This is a genomic window from Kribbella sp. NPDC058693 (assembly GCF_042715335.1).
GTDB lineage: Bacteria > Actinomycetota > Actinomycetes > Propionibacteriales > Kribbellaceae > Kribbella > Kribbella jiaozuonensis.
The window spans coordinates 1,357,583-1,374,865 of sequence record NZ_JBHXSQ010000004.1; the positions used below are offsets into that span (position 1 = coordinate 1,357,583).

The 17,283-nt window shown below is 68.1% G+C and carries 20 protein-coding genes; 13 read left to right on the forward strand and 7 right to left on the reverse strand.

Annotated elements, in window-relative coordinates:
• Window positions 1-13 precede the first annotated feature (13 nt).
• The 6 genes from ACFWUU_RS32975 (at window position 14) to ACFWUU_RS33000 (ending at window position 5,092) form a co-directional block, all read left to right on the forward strand.
• Window positions 14-892 carry a helix-turn-helix transcriptional regulator gene (locus ACFWUU_RS32975; protein ID WP_380181367.1) on the forward strand — a complete coding sequence of 293 codons (879 nt, stop codon included), beginning with the start codon at window positions 14-16 and terminating at the stop codon, window positions 890-892.
• Window positions 893-923: 31 nt separating this feature from the next.
• Window positions 924-2,174: a D-inositol-3-phosphate glycosyltransferase gene (gene mshA, locus ACFWUU_RS32980; protein ID WP_380181801.1), complete on the forward strand. Its 1,251-nt coding sequence runs from the start codon at window positions 924-926 to the stop codon at window positions 2,172-2,174.
• Entirely contained in the window at window positions 2,171-2,656 is a 486-nt protein-coding gene (locus ACFWUU_RS32985; protein WP_137252523.1) for a YbjN domain-containing protein, read from the forward strand. Before mshA ends, ACFWUU_RS32985 begins: the two co-directional genes overlap by 4 nt.
• A gap of 10 nt (window positions 2,657-2,666) precedes the next feature.
• Window positions 2,667-3,413: a phosphoglyceromutase gene (locus tag ACFWUU_RS32990; RefSeq protein WP_137252524.1), complete on the forward strand. Its 747-nt coding sequence runs from the start codon at window positions 2,667-2,669 to the stop codon at window positions 3,411-3,413.
• Between the two features lie 627 nt (window positions 3,414-4,040).
• Window positions 4,041-4,673, forward strand: coding sequence for a nucleotidyltransferase domain-containing protein (locus ACFWUU_RS32995; RefSeq protein WP_380181369.1), 633 nt, complete (start codon window positions 4,041-4,043; stop codon window positions 4,671-4,673).
• Complete coding sequence (locus ACFWUU_RS33000) at window positions 4,670-5,092, forward strand: hypothetical protein (protein WP_380181371.1); 423 nt, start codon at window positions 4,670-4,672, stop codon at window positions 5,090-5,092. Before ACFWUU_RS32995 ends, ACFWUU_RS33000 begins: the two co-directional genes overlap by 4 nt.
• Before the next feature lie 35 nt (window positions 5,093-5,127).
• On the opposite strand, the gene ACFWUU_RS33005 is transcribed toward ACFWUU_RS33000, so the two are convergent.
• The 3 genes from ACFWUU_RS33005 to phoU form a co-directional block, all read right to left on the reverse strand.
• Window positions 5,128-5,355: a hypothetical protein gene (locus tag ACFWUU_RS33005; protein WP_380181373.1), complete on the reverse strand. Its 228-nt coding sequence runs from the start codon at window positions 5,353-5,355 to the stop codon at window positions 5,128-5,130.
• A gap of 482 nt (window positions 5,356-5,837) precedes the next feature.
• Window positions 5,838-6,782: a hypothetical protein gene (locus ACFWUU_RS33010; protein ID WP_137252527.1), complete on the reverse strand. Its 945-nt coding sequence runs from the start codon at window positions 6,780-6,782 to the stop codon at window positions 5,838-5,840.
• 166 nt (window positions 6,783-6,948) lie between these two features.
• On the reverse strand, window positions 6,949-7,656 hold the full coding sequence (gene phoU / locus ACFWUU_RS33015; RefSeq protein ID WP_137252528.1) for a phosphate signaling complex protein PhoU: 708 nt from the start codon (window positions 7,654-7,656) through the stop codon (window positions 6,949-6,951).
• A 207-nt stretch (window positions 7,657-7,863) separates the two neighbouring features.
• On the opposite strand from phoU, the gene ACFWUU_RS33020 reads away from it, so the two are divergent.
• The 3 genes from ACFWUU_RS33020 (at window position 7,864) to ACFWUU_RS33030 (ending at window position 10,859) form a co-directional block, all read left to right on the forward strand.
• Window positions 7,864-9,081: a cell wall metabolism sensor histidine kinase WalK gene (locus ACFWUU_RS33020; RefSeq protein WP_137252529.1), complete on the forward strand. Its 1,218-nt coding sequence runs from the start codon at window positions 7,864-7,866 to the stop codon at window positions 9,079-9,081.
• Complete coding sequence (locus ACFWUU_RS33025) at window positions 9,078-9,755, forward strand: response regulator transcription factor (protein WP_130383318.1); 678 nt, start codon at window positions 9,078-9,080, stop codon at window positions 9,753-9,755. The genes ACFWUU_RS33020 and ACFWUU_RS33025 overlap by 4 nt, the downstream gene beginning before the upstream one ends.
• 84 nt (window positions 9,756-9,839) lie before the next feature.
• Window positions 9,840-10,859 (forward strand): iron-siderophore ABC transporter substrate-binding protein, encoded by a 1,020-nt coding sequence (locus ACFWUU_RS33030; RefSeq protein ID WP_380181375.1) that lies wholly within the window; start codon window positions 9,840-9,842, stop codon window positions 10,857-10,859.
• A 90-nt stretch (window positions 10,860-10,949) separates the two neighbouring features.
• Here the strand turns inward: ACFWUU_RS33030 and ACFWUU_RS33035 are convergent, their stop codons facing one another.
• Window positions 10,950-11,597: a hypothetical protein gene (locus ACFWUU_RS33035; protein WP_380181378.1), complete on the reverse strand. Its 648-nt coding sequence runs from the start codon at window positions 11,595-11,597 to the stop codon at window positions 10,950-10,952.
• 275 nt (window positions 11,598-11,872) lie between these two features.
• On the opposite strand from ACFWUU_RS33035, the gene ACFWUU_RS33040 reads away from it, so the two are divergent.
• From ACFWUU_RS33040 to ACFWUU_RS33050, 3 genes are read left to right on the forward strand one after another with little or no spacing between them, the layout of a single operon-like run.
• On the forward strand, window positions 11,873-12,358 hold the full coding sequence (locus ACFWUU_RS33040) for a CarD family transcriptional regulator (RefSeq protein ID WP_130446326.1): 486 nt from the start codon (window positions 11,873-11,875) through the stop codon (window positions 12,356-12,358).
• A gap of 14 nt (window positions 12,359-12,372) precedes the next feature.
• Complete coding sequence (gene ispD, locus ACFWUU_RS33045) at window positions 12,373-13,071, forward strand: 2-C-methyl-D-erythritol 4-phosphate cytidylyltransferase (protein ID WP_380181381.1); 699 nt, start codon at window positions 12,373-12,375, stop codon at window positions 13,069-13,071.
• A 56-nt stretch (window positions 13,072-13,127) separates the two neighbouring features.
• Window positions 13,128-13,538, forward strand: coding sequence for a 2-C-methyl-D-erythritol 2,4-cyclodiphosphate synthase (locus ACFWUU_RS33050; RefSeq protein WP_380181803.1), 411 nt, complete (start codon window positions 13,128-13,130; stop codon window positions 13,536-13,538).
• Here the strand turns inward: ACFWUU_RS33050 and ACFWUU_RS33055 are convergent.
• The gene (locus tag ACFWUU_RS33055) at window positions 13,528-14,487 is read right to left on the reverse strand and encodes a nitrilase family protein (protein ID WP_380181383.1); all 960 of its coding nucleotides are present in this window, start codon (window positions 14,485-14,487) and stop codon (window positions 13,528-13,530) included. The two genes, ACFWUU_RS33050 and ACFWUU_RS33055, sit on opposite strands and share 11 nt — an antisense overlap.
• A 70-nt stretch (window positions 14,488-14,557) precedes the next feature.
• Between ACFWUU_RS33055 and ACFWUU_RS33060 the strand changes: the two genes are divergently transcribed.
• Window positions 14,558-15,436, forward strand: coding sequence for a LysR family transcriptional regulator (locus ACFWUU_RS33060; RefSeq protein ID WP_380181385.1), 879 nt, complete (start codon window positions 14,558-14,560; stop codon window positions 15,434-15,436).
• On the opposite strand, the gene ACFWUU_RS33065 is transcribed toward ACFWUU_RS33060, so the two are convergent.
• Complete coding sequence (locus ACFWUU_RS33065; RefSeq protein WP_380181387.1) at window positions 15,420-15,989, reverse strand: hypothetical protein; 570 nt, start codon at window positions 15,987-15,989, stop codon at window positions 15,420-15,422. The genes ACFWUU_RS33060 and ACFWUU_RS33065 overlap by 17 nt on opposite strands.
• Before the next feature lie 4 nt (window positions 15,990-15,993).
• Complete coding sequence (locus ACFWUU_RS33070; protein ID WP_380181389.1) at window positions 15,994-17,277, reverse strand: M1 family metallopeptidase; 1,284 nt, start codon at window positions 17,275-17,277, stop codon at window positions 15,994-15,996.
• Window positions 17,278-17,283: the final 6 nt, after the last annotated feature.

The window sequence follows — 17,283 nt, forward strand, 5'->3', positions numbered from 1 at the left end:
GGATACTGGAGGCATGGATCGTCGAGCGGAGCTGACCGAGTTCCTCAAGTCGCGCAGGGCCCGGGTGCAGCCCGAGGACCTCGGACTGAAGGTGTTCAACGGCCGGCGCCGCGTCCCCGGACTGCGCCGCGAGGAGCTCGCTCAGGCGGCCGGGGTGAGCGCGGACTACTACGTCCGGTTCGAGCAGGGCCGGGCCGAGAACGTCTCGCAGGAGATCCTGGACGCGGTTGCCGACGTACTGAGTCTGACCGACGACGAGCGCAAACACCTTGCCCTGTTGGCGAAACCGGCCCGGCGGCGTACGCGTCGCCGTACGGCGGAACGCATGCGGCCAGGCCTACAACGGCTGCTGGACTCGATGACCGACGTACCGGCGTTCGTCCTCGGCCGCCGGATGGACGTCATCGGGTGGAACCGGCTGGCCGCGGCCCTGATCGCCGACTTCGGCAGCCTGGAGCCCAAGGACTGCAACATCCCGCGGATGGTGTTCCTCGACCCGGCGTCGCGGGACTTCTACCCGCAGTGGGAGGCGGTCGCGGACGAGACCGTCGGGTACCTGCGGATGTACGCCGGCCGGTACCCGGACGACCCGGAGCTTGCCGAGCTGGTCGGCGAGCTGTCGATCCGCAGCCCGGAGTTCCGCGAGCACTGGGCTCGGCACGACGTGAAGGACAAGACCTTCGGGACCAAGACGCAGCACCACTCGCTGGTCGGCAACATCACCGTGCAGTACGAGACCCTGCAGCCGCCGGGCGAACCGGACCAGCTGCTCGTCACGTACACCGTCGAGCCGGGATCGCCGTCCGAGCAGAACCTCCGCCTGCTGGCCAGCTGGACGGCCGCCGATAGGGAGAACTCCCGATTCCCGGCTGAGGCACCGGAGTTACCCTGACGTCGTGAACAAACCCCTCCGGCGGGTCGCGATGATCAGCCTGCATACGTCGCCACTCGACCAGCCGGGGACCGGGGACGCCGGCGGGATGAACGTCTACGTGGTCGAGCTGTCCAAGCAGCTGGCCGGCCTGGGGATCGAGGTCGACGTGTTCACCCGCGCGACCGCGTCGGTGCTCCCGGCCCGCGTCGAGCTGATGCCGGGCGTGGTGGTCCGCAATGTCGCCGCGGGGCCGTACGAAGGCCTCACGAAGAACGAGCTCCCCTCCCAGCTGTGCACGTTCGCCCGAGCGGTACTGCGCGCCGAAGCGATCCACGAGCCCGGCTGGTACGACGTGATCCACTCGCACTACTGGCTCTCCGGCCAGGTCGGCCTGCTCGCCCGCGACCGGTGGGCGGTGCCGCTGGTGCACACCATGCACACGATGGCCAAGGTCAAGAACGCCAGCCTGGCCGAGGACGACGTACCGGAGCCTGCGGCGCGTCTGCTCGGCGAGGAGCAGGTGGTTGAGTCGGCGGATCGGTTGCTGGCCAACACTTCAGATGAAGCGCGTGAGCTGATCGAGCTGTACGGCGCTCAGCCCGCGAAGGTCGGCGTGGTCAACCCTGGCGTGGATCTGGAGCTGTTCAGCCCGGGTTCGCTGGCCGAGGCCCGGCAGGAGGTCGGTCTGCCGGCGGATGCCGTCGTACTGGCGTTCGTCGGGCGGATCCAGCCGTTGAAGGCGCCTGACCTGCTGATTCGGGCGGCGGCGCGGATGATCGAGCGGGATCCTTCGCTGCGTTCGAGGCTGGTGGTCGCGATCATCGGCGGGCCGTCGGGCAACGGGATGGAGCATCCCGAGTCGCACGCCGAGTTGGCGCGGGCGCTCGGGATCGACGATGTGACCCGGTTCGTGAAGCCGATGGAGCGGGCGCGGCTGGCCTCGTGGTACCGCGCCGCGTCTGTCGTGTGCGTTCCGTCGTACTCGGAGTCCTTCGGGCTGGTTGCGCTGGAGGCTCAGGCGTGCGGTACGCCGGTCGTCGCGGCGGCCGTGGGTGGTCTGAGTACGGCGGTGGTGGACGGGCGGACCGGGTACCTCGTGCGCGGGCACCGGGTGGACGACTTCGCCGACGCGCTGGCCCGGATCGCGACGGATCCGGCCACTCGCGAGAGCATGAGCACCGCGGCGGTCAAGCACGCGCAGGGATTCGGCTGGGAGGTGACCGCCCGCAAGACGCTGGCGGCGTACCGGACCGCGGCGGACACGATGGCGGCGGAGATCGCCGCGGAGGTGGCCGGGTGAGAGTTGCAGCGGCGGACGTGATCCGCCAGGTGCTGACCGAGAACGAGATCGAGTTCACCGAGAAGGACAGCGTCTTCACGGCAGACCTGCCGGGGGAGCGGAAGCTGAAGACGACCGTGACGCTGACGGTCGGGCCGCAGGCGGTCCAGGTGCACGCGTTCGTGGCCCGGCACCCGGACGAGAACCACGAAGCCGTGTACCGCTGGCTGCTGGAGCGGAACCTGAAGATGTACGGGGTCGCGTTCGCGGTCGATCATCTCGGCGACATCCACCTGGACGGGCGGGTGCCGCTGCACGCGATCACGCCGGTCGAGGTGGATCGGCTGCTCGGCGCCGTACTGGAGTATGCCGACACGTCGTTCAACACGATCCTCGAGCTGGGGTTCGCGTCGTCGATCCGGCGGGAGTACGACTGGCGCGTCTCACGGGGTGAATCGACCCGAAACCTGGACGCGTTCAAGGGCTGGCTGGAGCCTCGATAGACTCCGAGGCATGACCTATCGCCTGATCCTGCTCCGCCACGGCCACAGCGACTGGAACGCCAAGAACCTCTTCACCGGCTGGGTCGACGTCGACCTGAACGCCCAGGGCGTCGAGGAGGCCCAGCGCGGCGGCGAGCTGCTCCGCGACCGCGATCTGCTCCCCGACGTACTGCACACCTCGGTGCTGACCCGGGCGATCCGGACCGCGAACATCGCGCTCGAGGTCGCCGATCGCCAGTGGATCGACGTACGGCGCTCCTGGCGGCTGAACGAGCGGCACTACGGCGGCCTGCAGGGCAAGGACAAGAAGCAGACCCTGGAGGAGCTCGGCGAGGAGCAGTTCATGCTGTTCCGCCGCTCGTACGACACCCCGCCGCCGGCGATCGAGCGCGGCTCGGAGTACGACCAGGCCGGCGACCCGCGGTACGCCGGGCTCCCGTCCGAACTGCTGCCCGCGACCGAGTGCCTGAAGGACGTCGTCGAGCGGATGCTCCCGTACTGGTATGACGCCATCGTGCCGGACCTGCGCGCCGGCAAGACCGTCCTGGTAGCCGCCCACGGCAACAGCCTCCGCGCGCTGGTCAAGCACCTCGACAACCTCGACGAGCAGACGGTCGTCGGCCTCAACATCCCGACCGGCATCCCGCTGTACTACGAGCTGGACGACGACTTCAACCCACTCACCCCCGGCGGCGAATACCTGGACCCCGAAGCTGCCAAAGCCTCGATCGAAGCCGTCAAAAACCAGGGCCGCTAAAGGACGCGCCTCCGGCGCGACAGTTCTATTACCGGCTCCGCCGGGGCGCGGCCCACACCCGCCCCGGCCCAGCCAACAGCACCTCCCGCGCAAAGGACGCGCCTTCGGCGCGACTGACTTGTTGCCGGCTTCGCCGGGGGCGAACCAGTCCGGCGAGCACACGCTCCGACGCAGGCAACTGCCGTCTGCGCACAAAGGACACGCCTTCGGCGCGGCTGTTCTTCTGCCCGGCTTCGCCGGGGAGCGAATCGTGTCGGCGAGCACGTGCCCCGACGCTGGCAACTGCAACTCGCGCGCGAAAGGACACGCCTCCGGCGCGACTGACTTGTTGCCGGCTTCGCCGGGGGCGAACCAGTCCGGCGAGCGCGTGCGCCGACGCAGGCAACTGCCGTCCGCGTACAAAGGACGCGCCTTCGGCGCGGCTGCGTGTTGCTGGTTTCGACTGGGTGCGTATGGGCCGCCGGAGAGACCCGCCGCGGGGTGCTCAGCCCGCAACACGGGCCTGAGGTAGAAGGCTGTCCGCTTCAGCGGTGCCTGCCGGCGTCGCACTATAGTACGGATATCCCGACTATAGTGGGGATATCCGTACTATAGTGGGGATGCTTCAAACGTTTGCAGGGAGCTGACATGGATCTGGCGCGGCCGATCACCACAGTGGTGCCGACGCTGGATGGTGCTGTGCTGACGGTGCTCGCTCGTACGACGCAACCGCTCACCGGGCGCCGGGTTCATCAGCTTGCGGAGGCCGGTAGCGAGTCCGGTGTGCGCAAGGTGCTGAACAGGCTCGCAGATACCGGCCTGGTGACGACCACAATCGCCGGACAGAGCATGCTGTACGCGCTCAATCGCAAGCATCTGGCCGCCGATGCTGTCCTCGACCTCGTCTCGTTGCGCGGCAAGCTGATCCGCAGCCTCGCCGAGGTTGTCGAGCAGTGGGAAGAATTGCCTGTTCACGCCAGCCTCTTCGGTTCCGTGGCCCGAGGCGAAGCCGATCTCAACAGCGACATCGACCTTCTCGTGGTGCATGCCGAGGGTGAGTCGTCGACCATGGCGGATCAGATCGCCTTGTTGGGCGAGCAGGTTCACGAATGGACGGGTAATTTCCTGCAGACCTACGCGATCAGTACCGGCGAGCTGGCCAACCATCTCCGAGCCGGTGAGCCAATGGTGAACGAATGGCTCCGCGACTGCATCACGGTTTACGGCCCCGACTTCCGCAGCATCCACACCGAGATCGTGAAGGACGTGCTGGGTCGATGAGGGTGGCCAAGGGACGAACCGAAGACTGCAATCGAGCTCAGGCCCACGTTCGACTGAACCAGGCGCGGGCGTTCCTCGACGTCGCTGAGTTGGTCGAGAGCGAGGAGAACGACCTCTCCACCGAACAAGTTTCCGCGGCCCTGGCTGTTCTCGCCGGAATCGCCGCAGCGGATGCTGCATGCTGCGCGGCGCTCGGGAGCCGGTCGCGCGGCCAAGATCATCGCCAAGCGCTGGTCCTGGTCGCTCAGGCCGGTTCCGACGGCAAAGCGATGTCGCGAGCGCTGAGCCAGCTACTCGACCTCAAGGACAACGCGCACTACGGAATGGTGTTCGTCAGTCCGGGGCAGGTCAAGAAGGCTGTACGACAGGCCAGGATCCTCGTAGCCGGTGCCTCGAAGCTCTTGACCGACCAAAGCTGACGTGACGGTCAGGGCCTGTCCGCCGGATTAGATGCTCAAGAACTCGGGTCGTCGAGTGGTCTGGTTCGGAGATCGGTGAGGCGGGCTTGGAGGGTCGGGTCGTCGGCCAGGGCCTCTGCGTTGGCCTCTAGGAGATCGCGTTCGGTGCGGAGGAGATCTTTCATCCGCTGTTCGACCTCCGCCAGGTGGGCCTTCAGTTCGGTGGGGGTCAGAGCGGAGATGTCCGTGTTGACCAGGCGGTCGGTCTCGGAGGCGTCTGTCATGCGGTGACGATATCCGGCACCGCAGGGACCCAGCCCTGCAACCTGGCTTGACGTCGAAAGCTCTCCGCCTCGCGGCGAAGCCGGCAAACGACAGCCGTGGTGTCGGCGTCTCCTCCGCGCCAGATGTGGTTGCTGCGCCGGAGTGTCCTTCGGTAACGCGATCCGCGGCCCCGGCGGAGCGGCGACGAGCTGTTGCGCGGGAGGCGTGGCGTTTGTGGGGGCGGAGCCAGTTGTTGCGCTGGAACCTGAGCCCGGCTGCCGCACATGCTCCCCCGGCGGAGCCGGCAATAGAACAGCCGCGCCGGAGGCGTGTCCAGTCGTTGCGGTGGAATCTCAGCCCGGCTGCCGGACATGCTCTCCGGCGAAGCCGGCAAAGATCAGCCGCGCCGAAGGCGTGTCCTTTCCAGTGCCGGAGGCGTGTCCTTTGGAAAGGAAGCAGCCCTCGGCAACGAGATGGTTGCCGAGGGCTGCTTGGTTGGGGGTTACTCGCCGACGAGTTGGTCGTAGTACGAGGCCTCGCGGACGGTGTCGACGCCGTTGAAGACGACGTCGTGGATCGGGCCGTAGCCGGTCAGGGCGGTGGCGGCGCCGTTGGCCTTGCTCATGGCGTAGAGGGTGCCGGTCTGGGTGTTGTTGTCGACGCCCACGATCAGCAGACCGCCGCGGTTGCCGCAGTTCTCGACGACCAGGGACTCGAAGTTCTGCCAGCCACCGGTGCGGATCCGCTTGAGGATCGGCTTGGTCGAGGCGGCGGTCGGGATCCGGACGGTCCACAGCGCGCCGGCCGTGGTCGTCATCAGCAAGGTGTCGTACGCCGCGTTCTCGCTGATCACGGTCATCGCCTTGAAGCCCTTGAAGCCCGGGAACGAGCCGTACGACTTGATGCCGGCGCCGACGATCGAGTAGCGGTACAGGCTGCCGTTGCTGTTCAGGCCGTACAGGAACTGGTGGCGGGCGTTGTAGGTGTTGAGGTTCGACGTGGCGATCGTCTTGAAGGTCGTCCAGCCGCCACCGACCTTCTTGAAGGTGGCAAGCGGGGCGCGGTCGTCCTCGTAGATGTACGTCGTCTGCCGGTAGAGGTTCCCGCCCTGCAGCAGCAGGCCGTAGTAGTAGAACTGGGTGAGCGCGGCGTTCGCCGCCAGGTACCACGTTGCGTTGGCGCGGGTCCCGACGAACTTGAACGCGTCGTACTGCACCCCCTGCGCCGGCCGTCCGGCGAGCACGTCGGCCTCCGACACGGTGCCCGCCGCGCCCGGGAAGGCGGTCGAGACCAGGCAGGCCGTGCCCGCTTTGGTCGTGTTCGTCTGCTTGGTCCGGTCGGACCAGGGCTTCGAGTCGGTCGTGGCGGCGGTGGCCGGCGCGGACACGACGGACGCAGCGAGCAGGCCCATCCCTGCCATCGCGAGGGCGAGTCGTTGCAGTCTCATGGACGGTTCCTCTTTCAGAAGAAGTCTTTCAGGTCACTCCTCGTCCCATCGCGCCGCGAACACCCAGCGTTACATCGAGAACCGGACGTGACCAGATCGAGACATCCCTTGAAAGAAACAGCCCCCGGCAACCAATGGTTGCCGGGGGCTACAGAAATTCGGAGCGTCAGTTGCCGTTCGGGTTCGGAGCGGAGGCGCCCGCGCCGGAGCCGGCCGCGGTGCCGCCGATGGCGACCGGGAGCTCGCCGGTTACCAGGTAGACGACGCGGCGGGCCATGGCGACCGCGTGGTCGGAGATGCGTTCGTAGTAACGGCTGAGGAGGGCCATGTCGACGGCAACCTCGACGCCGTGCGGCCACGCGTCGTCCATCATCAGGCGGAACTGGTTGGAGCGGAGCTTGTCCATCTCGTCGTCGCTGGCCTCGAGCTTGCCGGCGGCCTCGACGTCGCGGGACGCGATCACGTCACCGGCCGCGTCGACCATCTTGCCGGCGACCGAGCCCATCGACTCGATCACGTCGTGCAGCTCGGCCGGGATCGCGGGAGCCGGGTAGCGCATCCGGGCGATCTTCGAGACGTGTGCGGCCAGGTCGCCCATCCGCTCGAGGTCGGCGACCATGCGCAGCGCGGCGACCAGCATCCGCAGCTCGTTGGCGACCGGCGACTGCCGGGCCATCAGCTCGAAGACCTTCTCCTCCACGCCTTCGCCGGCGGCATCGAGCTGGATGTCGGCCGCGATGACCTCTTCCGCCCGGCGGATGTCGGCCTCCAGCAGCGCCGAGGTCGACCGGCGTACGGCGGTGGACACCGTCCGCGTCATCCGTTCCAGTTCGGCGAGGATGTCGTCGAGCTGCTCGTGGTAGGTGTCGCGCATTGTGTTCGAATCCGATCTGTGGTGTCCGATACCGCCGTGGACGAGGCCGAAAGCACAGGTCAGGTACCCGCCCACAGGTGACCGTATGCCGTCGAGGTTGCCGGACGGCGACGAGTGGTGAACGACCGATGAACAGTTAGGTCGTGTCCCGGTCATCCCGTGATCATTCGGTCTTTCCCTGCTGGTTGCCCGCGTAGCATCGTTGCCGTGGACCCCACGCTGGCTGCGGTGCTGGGCGGCGTCATCGGCGCGGCCCTGGCCCTGCTTTCGCTCGGTGCGATGATGCTTTCCGAGCGGGCCCAGCGCAAGATCCCGGAGTCCCCGGACCCGATCGTCCCGAACGGCGTCGCCACGGTCCTTTCGGTACTGCGTTCGTCCGCGGTCGTGATGGGCCCCGAGGACCAGGTCCTGCAGGCCAGCGCCCCGGCGCACGTGCTCGGCATCGTCCGAGGTGAGCGGCTGGTGGTCGAGGACATCCTGACCATGGTCCGCCAGGTCCGGCGGGACGGCGAGATCCGCCAGCAGGACCTCGAGATCGTCCGGGGCCGGCTCGGCGCCACGCAGTACGTCAGTGCCCGGGTCGCGCCGCTGGGCAGCCAGCTGGTGCTGGTGCTGGTCGAGGACCGGACCCGGGAGCGCCGCCTGGAAGCGATCCGGCGGGACTTCACCGTCAACGTCAGCCACGAGCTGAAGACCCCGGTCGGCGCGCTGATCCTGCTCGCGGACGCGGTCTCGGAGGCCTCCGACGACCCGGAGGCGGTGCAGCGGTTCTCGGACCGGATGCGGATCGAGGCCTCGCGGCTCAGCCGGCTGGTCAAGGAGATCATCGAGCTGTCCCGGTTGCAGGGCGACGACCCGCTGGAGAACCCCGGCCCGGTCGACGTCAACGCGATCATCGAGACCGCGGTGGACCGGTGCCGGATCGACGCCGACGACCGCGACATCAAGATCGTGGTGAAGACCGAGCCCGACCTCGAGGTGATGGGCAGCGAGGACCAGCTCGCGATGGCGATCGGCAACCTGGTCGAGAACGCCATCAACTACAGCCCGGACGGCACCCGGGTCGCGGTCGCCGCGCACCCGATCGGTGACCTGGTCGAGCTGACCGTGTCCGACCAGGGCGTCGGCATCCCGAGCAGTGACCTGGAGCGGGTCTTCGAGCGGTTCTACCGGGTCGACCGGGCCCGCAGCCGCGAGACCGGCGGGACCGGGCTCGGCCTGTCGATCGTCAAACACATCGCCTCCATCCACGGCGGCGACGTCCGGGTGTGGAGCGTCGAGGGCCAGGGCTCCACCTTCACCGTGAGACTCCCGCTGCGGCTCGAACCCGCGCCGGGTCAGACCGACTCCTCCAGCCAGGAAGAGGCGGCCGTTCCCCTGACGCCTACCCCGTCAGGTCAGATCGCAAAGGAGACAGCTTCGTGACCCGAGTGCTGGTCGTCGAAGACGAAGAGAGCTACAGCGACGCGCTGTCGTACGTGCTGCGCAAGGAAGGGTTCGAGGTCGCCGTCGCGGAGACCGGCCCGGATGCGCTGGACGAGTACGACCGCGCCGGTGCGGACATCGTCCTGCTCGACCTGATGCTGCCGGGTCTGTCCGGCACGGAGGTCTGCCGGGCACTGCGCAGCCGGGGCAACGTCCCGGTGATCATCGTGAGCGCCAAGGACACCGAGGTCGACAAGGTCGTCGGGCTCGAGCTGGGCGCGGACGACTACGTGACCAAGCCCTACAGTCCGCGCGAGCTGCTGGCCCGGGTGCGCGCCGTACTGCGTCGTGGGCAGGACGTCGAGCTGCTGCCGGACACGCTCGAGGCCGGACCGGTCCGGATGGACGTCGAGCGGCACGTGGTGACGGTGTCCGGGACCGAGATCCGGCTGCCGCTGAAGGAGTTCGAGCTGCTCGAGATGCTGCTGCGGAACACCGGCCGGGTGCTTACCCGCGGTCAGCTGATCGACCGGATCTGGGGCGCCGACTACGTGGGCGACACCAAGACCCTGGACGTGCACGTGAAGCGGCTGCGTTCCAAGCTCGAGAAGGACCCGTCGAACCCGGCCCATCTGGTCACGGTGCGCGGTCTCGGCTACAAGTTCGAGTCCTGAGTCACACCCCCGCAGGTCGCGACGGCCTGTGGGGTTAGCTTAGGCTCTCCTTAGTTGAGGCACTTGGTCTAAGGAGAGTTCACCATGTCCTGGTCCCGTACGCGGGTCGTCAGTGCGGTCACCACCGTGCTGCTCGCCACGACCACGCTGGCCGCTTGCGGCAGCGACGGCGACAAGCAGGCCGACACATCGGCCGGTACGGCGTCGTCGGGGTTCCCGGTCACGCTGAAGAACACGTTCGGTGATACGACCATCACCAAGAAGCCGGAGCGGATCGTGACGCTCGGCTGGAACGCCCAGGACGTCGTCTACGCGCTGGGTGAGACCCCGGTCGGGATGCCGAAGGTCACCTACGGGCCGACCGCCGACGGCGTCACCGCGTGGGACGCGGACAAGTTCGACAAGTCAAAGACGACGTTGCTCGACACCGGGGACAAGTACCCGTTCGAGCAGATCGCGGCGCTCAAGCCCGACGTCATCCTGGCCCCGTACGAGGGGTTCGACGAGGCGACGTACAAGACCCTGAGCGGGATCGCGCCGACCGTCGCGTACCCGGGGGCGCCCTGGCAGACCACCTGGCAGGACCAGACGCTGCTGGTCGGTGAGGCGCTCGGCAAGAAGGCCGACGCGGAGAAACTGATCACCGGTATCGAGGACAAGATCAAGCAGGTCGCGACCGAGCACCCGGAGTTCAAGGACAAGACGATCACGGTCGGCTCGTTCGGCGCCGACAACTACGTATACATGCCGGGCGACCCGCGGGTGCAGATCCTGAACGAGATGGGCTTCAAGAACGCGCCGGGCGTGGAGGCGCTGGAGAAGACCAACACCAAGAAGGAGTTCTCGCTCGCGATCAGCAAGGAGAAGGTCGCGGACGTCGACGCGGACGTGCTGATCGCGTACGTCGACGGGATCGGGACGCAGAAGTTCCTGTCCGACCCGGTCTACTCGTCGCTGGGGGCGGTCAAGAGCGGCGGGGCGTACGCGCTACAGGACCAGCAGGTGATCTCCGGGATGAGCGCGGTCAGCGTGCTCAGCGTCCCGTGGGTCCTGGACAAAATGATCCCGGGCCTGTCGAAGGCAGCGTCAGCCGGCAAGAACTGAGGCTTGTACGGCGGGCCTCGGCCACCGGCGCGCCGTACGAAGAAGAACGGGCCGTCCCGCGCCGGGGCGGCCCGTTCCGCGTGCTGTGAGCTACTCGGCCGAGTTCGGCGACGGGGAGTAGTGGTCGTCGGTGAGGACCGGGACGTACGCCGAGACCGGCGCCGCGTTGCCGAACGTGACCGTCACGTTGACCATCTGGCCCGGCTTCGCGCCGGTGACGATGATCGCCGGACCGGCGTCCTCGGCACCCGGGGTCGGGGCCGACGGGGTGTCGGTCGGAGTCGCGCTCGGGGTCTCCGACGGCGTCGCGCTCGGCGTGGCGCCGGCCTCGGCGATCGGCGGGGTGTCGGCACCCGGCAGGCGGAGCGCGGCGTGCGGCGCCAGCTCGACCGGCTGGGTCAGGCCCTCGAACTTGACGTCGGTCGGCTGGTCGGCGCCCGCCTGGCCGTCCTGCGTCCCGGCCGGCGCCTGCGCGATGCTGACCAGCGTGTCCGCCTCGTCACCGTTGTTGACGATCACGCTGTGCAGTTCGCCCTTGCCCTCGGCATCGGCCAGCACCAGCATGTTGCGGATCTTGAGCTGGCCGGACTCGAAGTTCGAGCCCTCGGCGGCCTGGTACGGCTGCAGGGTCGGCGCATCGAAGCTCGCGCTGCACGCCGCCAGCGCGATACTGAGAGTGGCGGCGGCGCTCGCCAGCGCAGTACGCCGGACGAACCGCGAGGACAACGTGATCGGCACTGGAATCCCTCTCGTGCAAGCTGTTTCGACACTGTCTAGGACAGTTCGTGACGCCGTCAGGCGGCCGCCTCCGGCGCCCCAAAGCGTAGCCCTCGGGCTCCGCGACCCCGACGGCGGGATGCCCGCGACCGGGGCGGCAGGCAACGGCTCGCGCGCGTACGAGGCACGCGAGACAGCGTTTGTCAAGGCGAGAAGTGGGCCCTGACCAGCGCAAACGCCAGAACCGGACCACCGACCGCGTGGTAGGATAGGTCTTGGAAAGGGGCACTTCACACATGACTTTCACAGTCGGCGAGACGGTTGTTTACCCCAATCACGGAGCGGCCGTCATCGAGGACATCGAGACCCGTCAGATCAAAGGTGAGGACAAGACCTATCTGGTCTTGAGGATCGTCGCTCAGAACGACCTGGTCGTCCGGGTCCCCGCGTGCAACCTCGATCTTGTCGGCGTGCGTGACGTCGTCGATCAGGCTGGCCTGGAGCGCGTCTTCGACGTGCTGCGCGCACCGCACACGGAGGAGCCGACCAACTGGTCGCGTCGTTACAAGGCGAACCTGGAGAAGCTGCACTCCGGTGACGTGCTGAAGGTGGCAGAGGTCGTCCGCGACCTGTGGCGCCGTGAGCGTGACCGCGGTCTGTCCGCCGGTGAGAAGCGGATGCTGGCGAAGGCTCGCCAGATCCTGGTCTCCGAGCTGGCCCTGGCCGAGCACACCAACGAGGACAAGGCCGAGGCCATCCTCGACGAGGTCCTCGCTTCCTGAGGTCGCAGTTCTGAATGACTAGCGCGGTCGTGATTCCCGCGGCCGGGTTAGGGCTGCGGCTCGGTGGTGAGACACCGAAGGCATTTCGAGAGGTCGGTGGCGATTCGCTGCTGGTCCACGCGGTGCGTGGACTGAAGGCAGCGACCGCCGCCGACCTCAGCTGTTTCGTGGTCGCCGTACCGCCGGGCGCCGAGGAGACGGTCTCCAAGGAGCTCGAGCCGTACGTCGGGGACGCGACGCTGCTCGTCGTCGCCGGCGGCGCCGAGCGACCCGATTCGGTCCGGGCTGCCCTCGAGGTGGTCCCGGTCGACGGGATCGACTGCATCCTGGTGCACGACGCGGCGCGGGCGTTCGTTCCGGCCGACGCGATCGAACGGGTGGTCGCGGCGGTGCGAGCTGGCGCGCAGGCCGTCGTACCGGTGGTGCCGGTGACGGACACGATCAAGCGGGTCGGGCCGAGTGGCGAGGTCGTCGACACGCCTGATCGTTCGACGCTGGTTGCCGTGCAGACGCCGCAAGGGTTCGCTCCTGAGGTGCTGCGTCGCGCGCACGCCGCAGGCGCTGATGCGGGCGTGACGGATGACGCGATGATGTGTGAGCGGCTCGGGGTGACCGTGCAGACGGTCGAGGGATCGCCCGATGCGTTCAAGGTGACCCGCCCGCAGGACCTGCTGCTGGCCGAGGCGTTGTTGGCGGAGAGGCGGCTCGGGTGAAGATCCCGCGAGTCGGCAACGGTATCGACGTACACCCGTTGGAGGACGGCCGCCCGATGTGGCTGGCCGGACTGCACTGGCCGGACGAGCCTGCTGGGCTGTCAGGCCATTCGGACGGCGACGCGGCCGCGCATGCCATCTGTACGGCGTTGCTCACGGCGGCGAAGCTTGGTGACCTGGGTTCGAACTTCGGCACCGCCGAGCCCGAGTGGGCCGGTGCGGCCGGGGTCGCGCTGGTGGCGGAGGCTGCTCGCCGGGTGCGAGCCGCTGGGTTCGAGATCGGGAACGTCACGGTGCAGATCGTCTGCAACCGTCCTCGCATCGGCGCCCGGCGCGAAGAAGCGGAGAAGGTGTTGTCGGCTGCCTGCGACGCTGAGGTCTCGGTGAGCGCGGCAACAACCGACGGTCTGGGCTTTAGCGGCCGGGGTGAAGGCATCGTCGCCCTCGCCACCGCCCTTATCTATTAACCGGATCCGTCGAGAATCTCGCGGCACGCGGGTCGAGTTCGTTGCCTTGGCGTTCGGTGAGTAGGCCGTAGAGCTCGGGCCGCCGGCCGCGCAGCCAGCGCCTGCCAGTTGCCAGGGGCACCAAATCCAGGTCGAGGTCGGCAACGACCACGGCCTCCGCGGGAACGGGCGTCTCGGCGACGATCCGGCCGTACGGGTCGAGGATCATCGCGTTCCCGGTCCGGAGTTCGTCGTCGTCGCGGCCGACACCGTTGCTGAACAGCACGAACATCCCGTTGTCGTGTGCCCGCGCCGGCAGCCACCGCATCAGCCAGCCCCGCCCGCTCGGCCCGTTGAACGCCTCCGCGATCGCTGCCTGGTCGCCGCTCTCCCAGACCTCGAGCGGGATCGGCCTCATCCCGTGCGGGCTGCGCGAGTTCGTCCCGCCGGTCTGGTGTGGCGCGATCAGGACCGTTGCATCGAGCAACGCCGTGATCCGGACGTTCTCGACCAGGTTGTTGTCCCAGCAGATCAGCACGCCGGCCCGGAATCCCCAGGGCGTGTCGAACACCGTGTACGACGATCCGCTCGCGATCTGCTCATGCTCGAACGCGTGCAGCTTCCGGTGCACGTGGACGGTCCCGTCCGGCAGGCAGACGGCGTACGCGTTGAAGAGCGTGCCATCGGCGTCTTCGAGGAAGCCGACGCCGAGGCCGGCGTCCAGTTCCTTGGCCAGGGCAAGTACCCGAGTGACCAGCGGTCCGTCGGCGGGCTCGGCCAACTCGTGCAGCCGCTCGGGCGTGTGGCGGCGGAGATGCCAGTAGCCGAGCAGGCACAGCTCCGGGAACACGACCAGGCGGGCGCCGTCGGCAACCGCCGTACGGGCGAGTCGTTCGACCGTGGCGAGGTTGGTCGACGGCTGGTCGGGGGTCGGCTCGAACTGGACGACGGCGGCGCGGAAGGACGTCATACGACCATCGAAACGCCGAGGCGTCTATGACGTCCAATAGACGTTTGAGACAATTCCATATCCTGGGGTTATGGATCTCCGTCTGCTCCGGGCGTTCGTCACGGTGGCCAGGCTGCGGAACTTCGGTGCCGCGGCCGAGGAGTTGTCGACCAGTCAGCCGGCGCTGACCAAGCAGATCCAGGTACTGGAGCGTCGGGTCGGTTCGGTGCTGTTCAGTCGCGGCCGTCATGGTGCCCGGCTGACGCCGGCCGGGGAGCTGCTCCTTCCTGACGCTCTGGAGTTGCTGGACCGGTCGGAGGCGTTCGAACGACGGGCCGTGCAGGTCGCGTCCGGGGCCGAGGGGTCGCTGGCGATCGGCTTCGGATTGTCCGGGATCGAGCTTGCCCCGAAGGCGGTTGCGCTGTTCCGGAGTCGGTGGCCGGGAGTGACGATCTCGCTCGAGGACATGCCATCGTCAGTGCAGTGTGAGCGGTTGCTGGCCGGGAGTCTGCAGATCGGGTTCGTCCGGCTGCCGGTCCCGGCCGGCCTCGAACACCTTCGGTTACGGCGGGATCGGCTCACCCTCGCGGTGCCGGCCGGGCAGGACCTTCCACGTGACCTGATCAGCTGGATCGACGCCCGCCCGCTGATCCGGCTCACACCGTCGCGGGGGCCGGGGCTGACGGCCCAGATCAACAGCCTGTACGCCGAGCTTGGTTGCCATCCGCAAATAATTCAGGAAGCCGGCGATCTCCAGACCGTACTCGCCCTGACCGCGGCCGGCGCCGGGCCCGCCGTCGTACCGCAGTCCGCCGAGCGAATCGCACCGCCCGAGGTCCGCCTGGTGCCACTACCGGGCCGCGCCGCAACCTGGTGGACCGGCACCGCCTGGGCCACCAGAACCCCACTCACCGAACGCTTCGTAAAAGCCGCCGCCGAAGTAGCCCGCCAGGTCAGGGACCGGAGCTGAACCCTGGGTTGACGACCTGGCGGACGTTGCCGTGCAGGCGGCGGTTGTGGACGGCGGCGGCCGCGATGATGCCGGCGGCAACGAGTAGGCAGAGGATGCCGCCGACGAGGTCAGCGGTCACGTTCTCCTCGCCGGCGAACTCGGGCTGCAGTACGCCGTGCTGGTCGAGGATGACCGGGACCTTGCCGCCGGGGAAGTCGTGCGAGCCGTGTTTGGTGAAGTCGTAGCTGTGGCCGTTCGGGCAGTCCGCGGTGAACTCGTACACCGGGTCGCCGTCGTATCCGCGGACGTGGCAGGTGATCGTCGTACCGACCTGGGAGAGCGCGACCGGCGTCGGCGTCATCACGAACGGTACGGCGGCCAGCCCGCCGGCCAGCGCACCGAAGTACCCGAAGTTGCCGCCGCCCAGGGTCGCGATCCCCATCACCAGGAACCCGGCGCCGAGGATCAGCACGAGCACCGACAGCACGATGTCGTGCGGCGGGAACGTGTACAGCGCACCTGCCGCGACCAGCAGCACCCAACCCAGCACGATGTGATGCCAGCTCCGCACCGGTTTATCGCCTCCGGGGCAGGGGCGGTAGCTCGTAGGAGTCGAGCCAGGCGGCGAAGAGGTGGCGGAGGGTTTCTTCGTCGGGGCTGAAGGTGGTGGCCAGGGCTATGAACTCGGTGGTGGTGACGGAGCCGTGCCGGTGGACCTTCGTCCAGGTGTGTAGGAGTTCGAAGAATGCCTCGTCGCCCAGGTGCTTCCGCAGTACGTGCAGGGTGATCGCGCCGCGCTTGTAGAGGCGGTCGTCGAACATCAGTTCCGGGCCGGGGTCCGACAGCATCAGGTCCTGCGGCAGGCCCTTCAACCGCGAGTGGGCCTTCGAGACCTGCTGGTCCGCGGTCAGGCCGCGTGACTCCTCGGACCACAACCACTCGGCGTAGCAGGCGAAGCCTTCGTTCAGCCAGATGTGTTGCCAGCTCGCGGGCGTCAGGCTGTTGCCGAACCACTGGTGCGCCAGCTCGTGCGCGACCAGCCGCTCCGATCCGCGCCGCCCGTCGACATGGTTGCTGCCGAACACCGAGATGCCCTGTGCCTCGAGCGGGATCTCCAGCGGGTCGTCGGTCACCACGACCGCGTACGCGCCGAACGGGTACGGCCCGAACTGCCGGCTGAACAGCTTCATCATGTCCTGCTGCCGCCCGAAGTCGTGCCGGAACTCACGGATCAACCGACCCGGCAGCACGCCCCGCATCGTCACCGGCGACGACGCCAGGTCCACCTCGTCGTACGACCCGATCTGCACGGTCGCGAGGTACGTCGCCATCGGCGCCGCCTGGTCGAACACCCACGTCGTACGGCTCGCCTTCACCCGGCGCGACACCAGCCGCCCGTTCGCGACGACGCGGTACGGCGAATCCGTGGTGATCGAGATCCGGTAGTGGGCCTTGTCGCCGGGGTGGTCGTTGCACGGGAACCACGTCGCCGCGCCGCTCGGCTGGCTCGCGACGATCACGCCCTCGGTGAGTTCCTCCCAGCCGAGCTCGCCCCACGGGCTGTCCTCGGGCTTCGGGTTCCCGCCGTACTGGATGTCGACGGTGAACTCGGCGCCGTCGGGCAGGTTCGCGGTGATGTAGAGCTTGCCCGCCCGCTGCGTGAAGCGCTGCGGGCGGCGGCCGTTGACCAGCACCTTCGACGCGCGCAGACCGGAGAGGTCGAAGCTGAACCGGGACAGCGGCTGGGTGGCGAAGGCCGTGATCGTCGCCTTGCCGTTCAGGCGGTTGCTGTTGACCCGATAGTCGAGCTCCAGGTCGTACGACTCGACCTTGTAGCCGGCGTTTCCATGAGTGGGCACATAAGG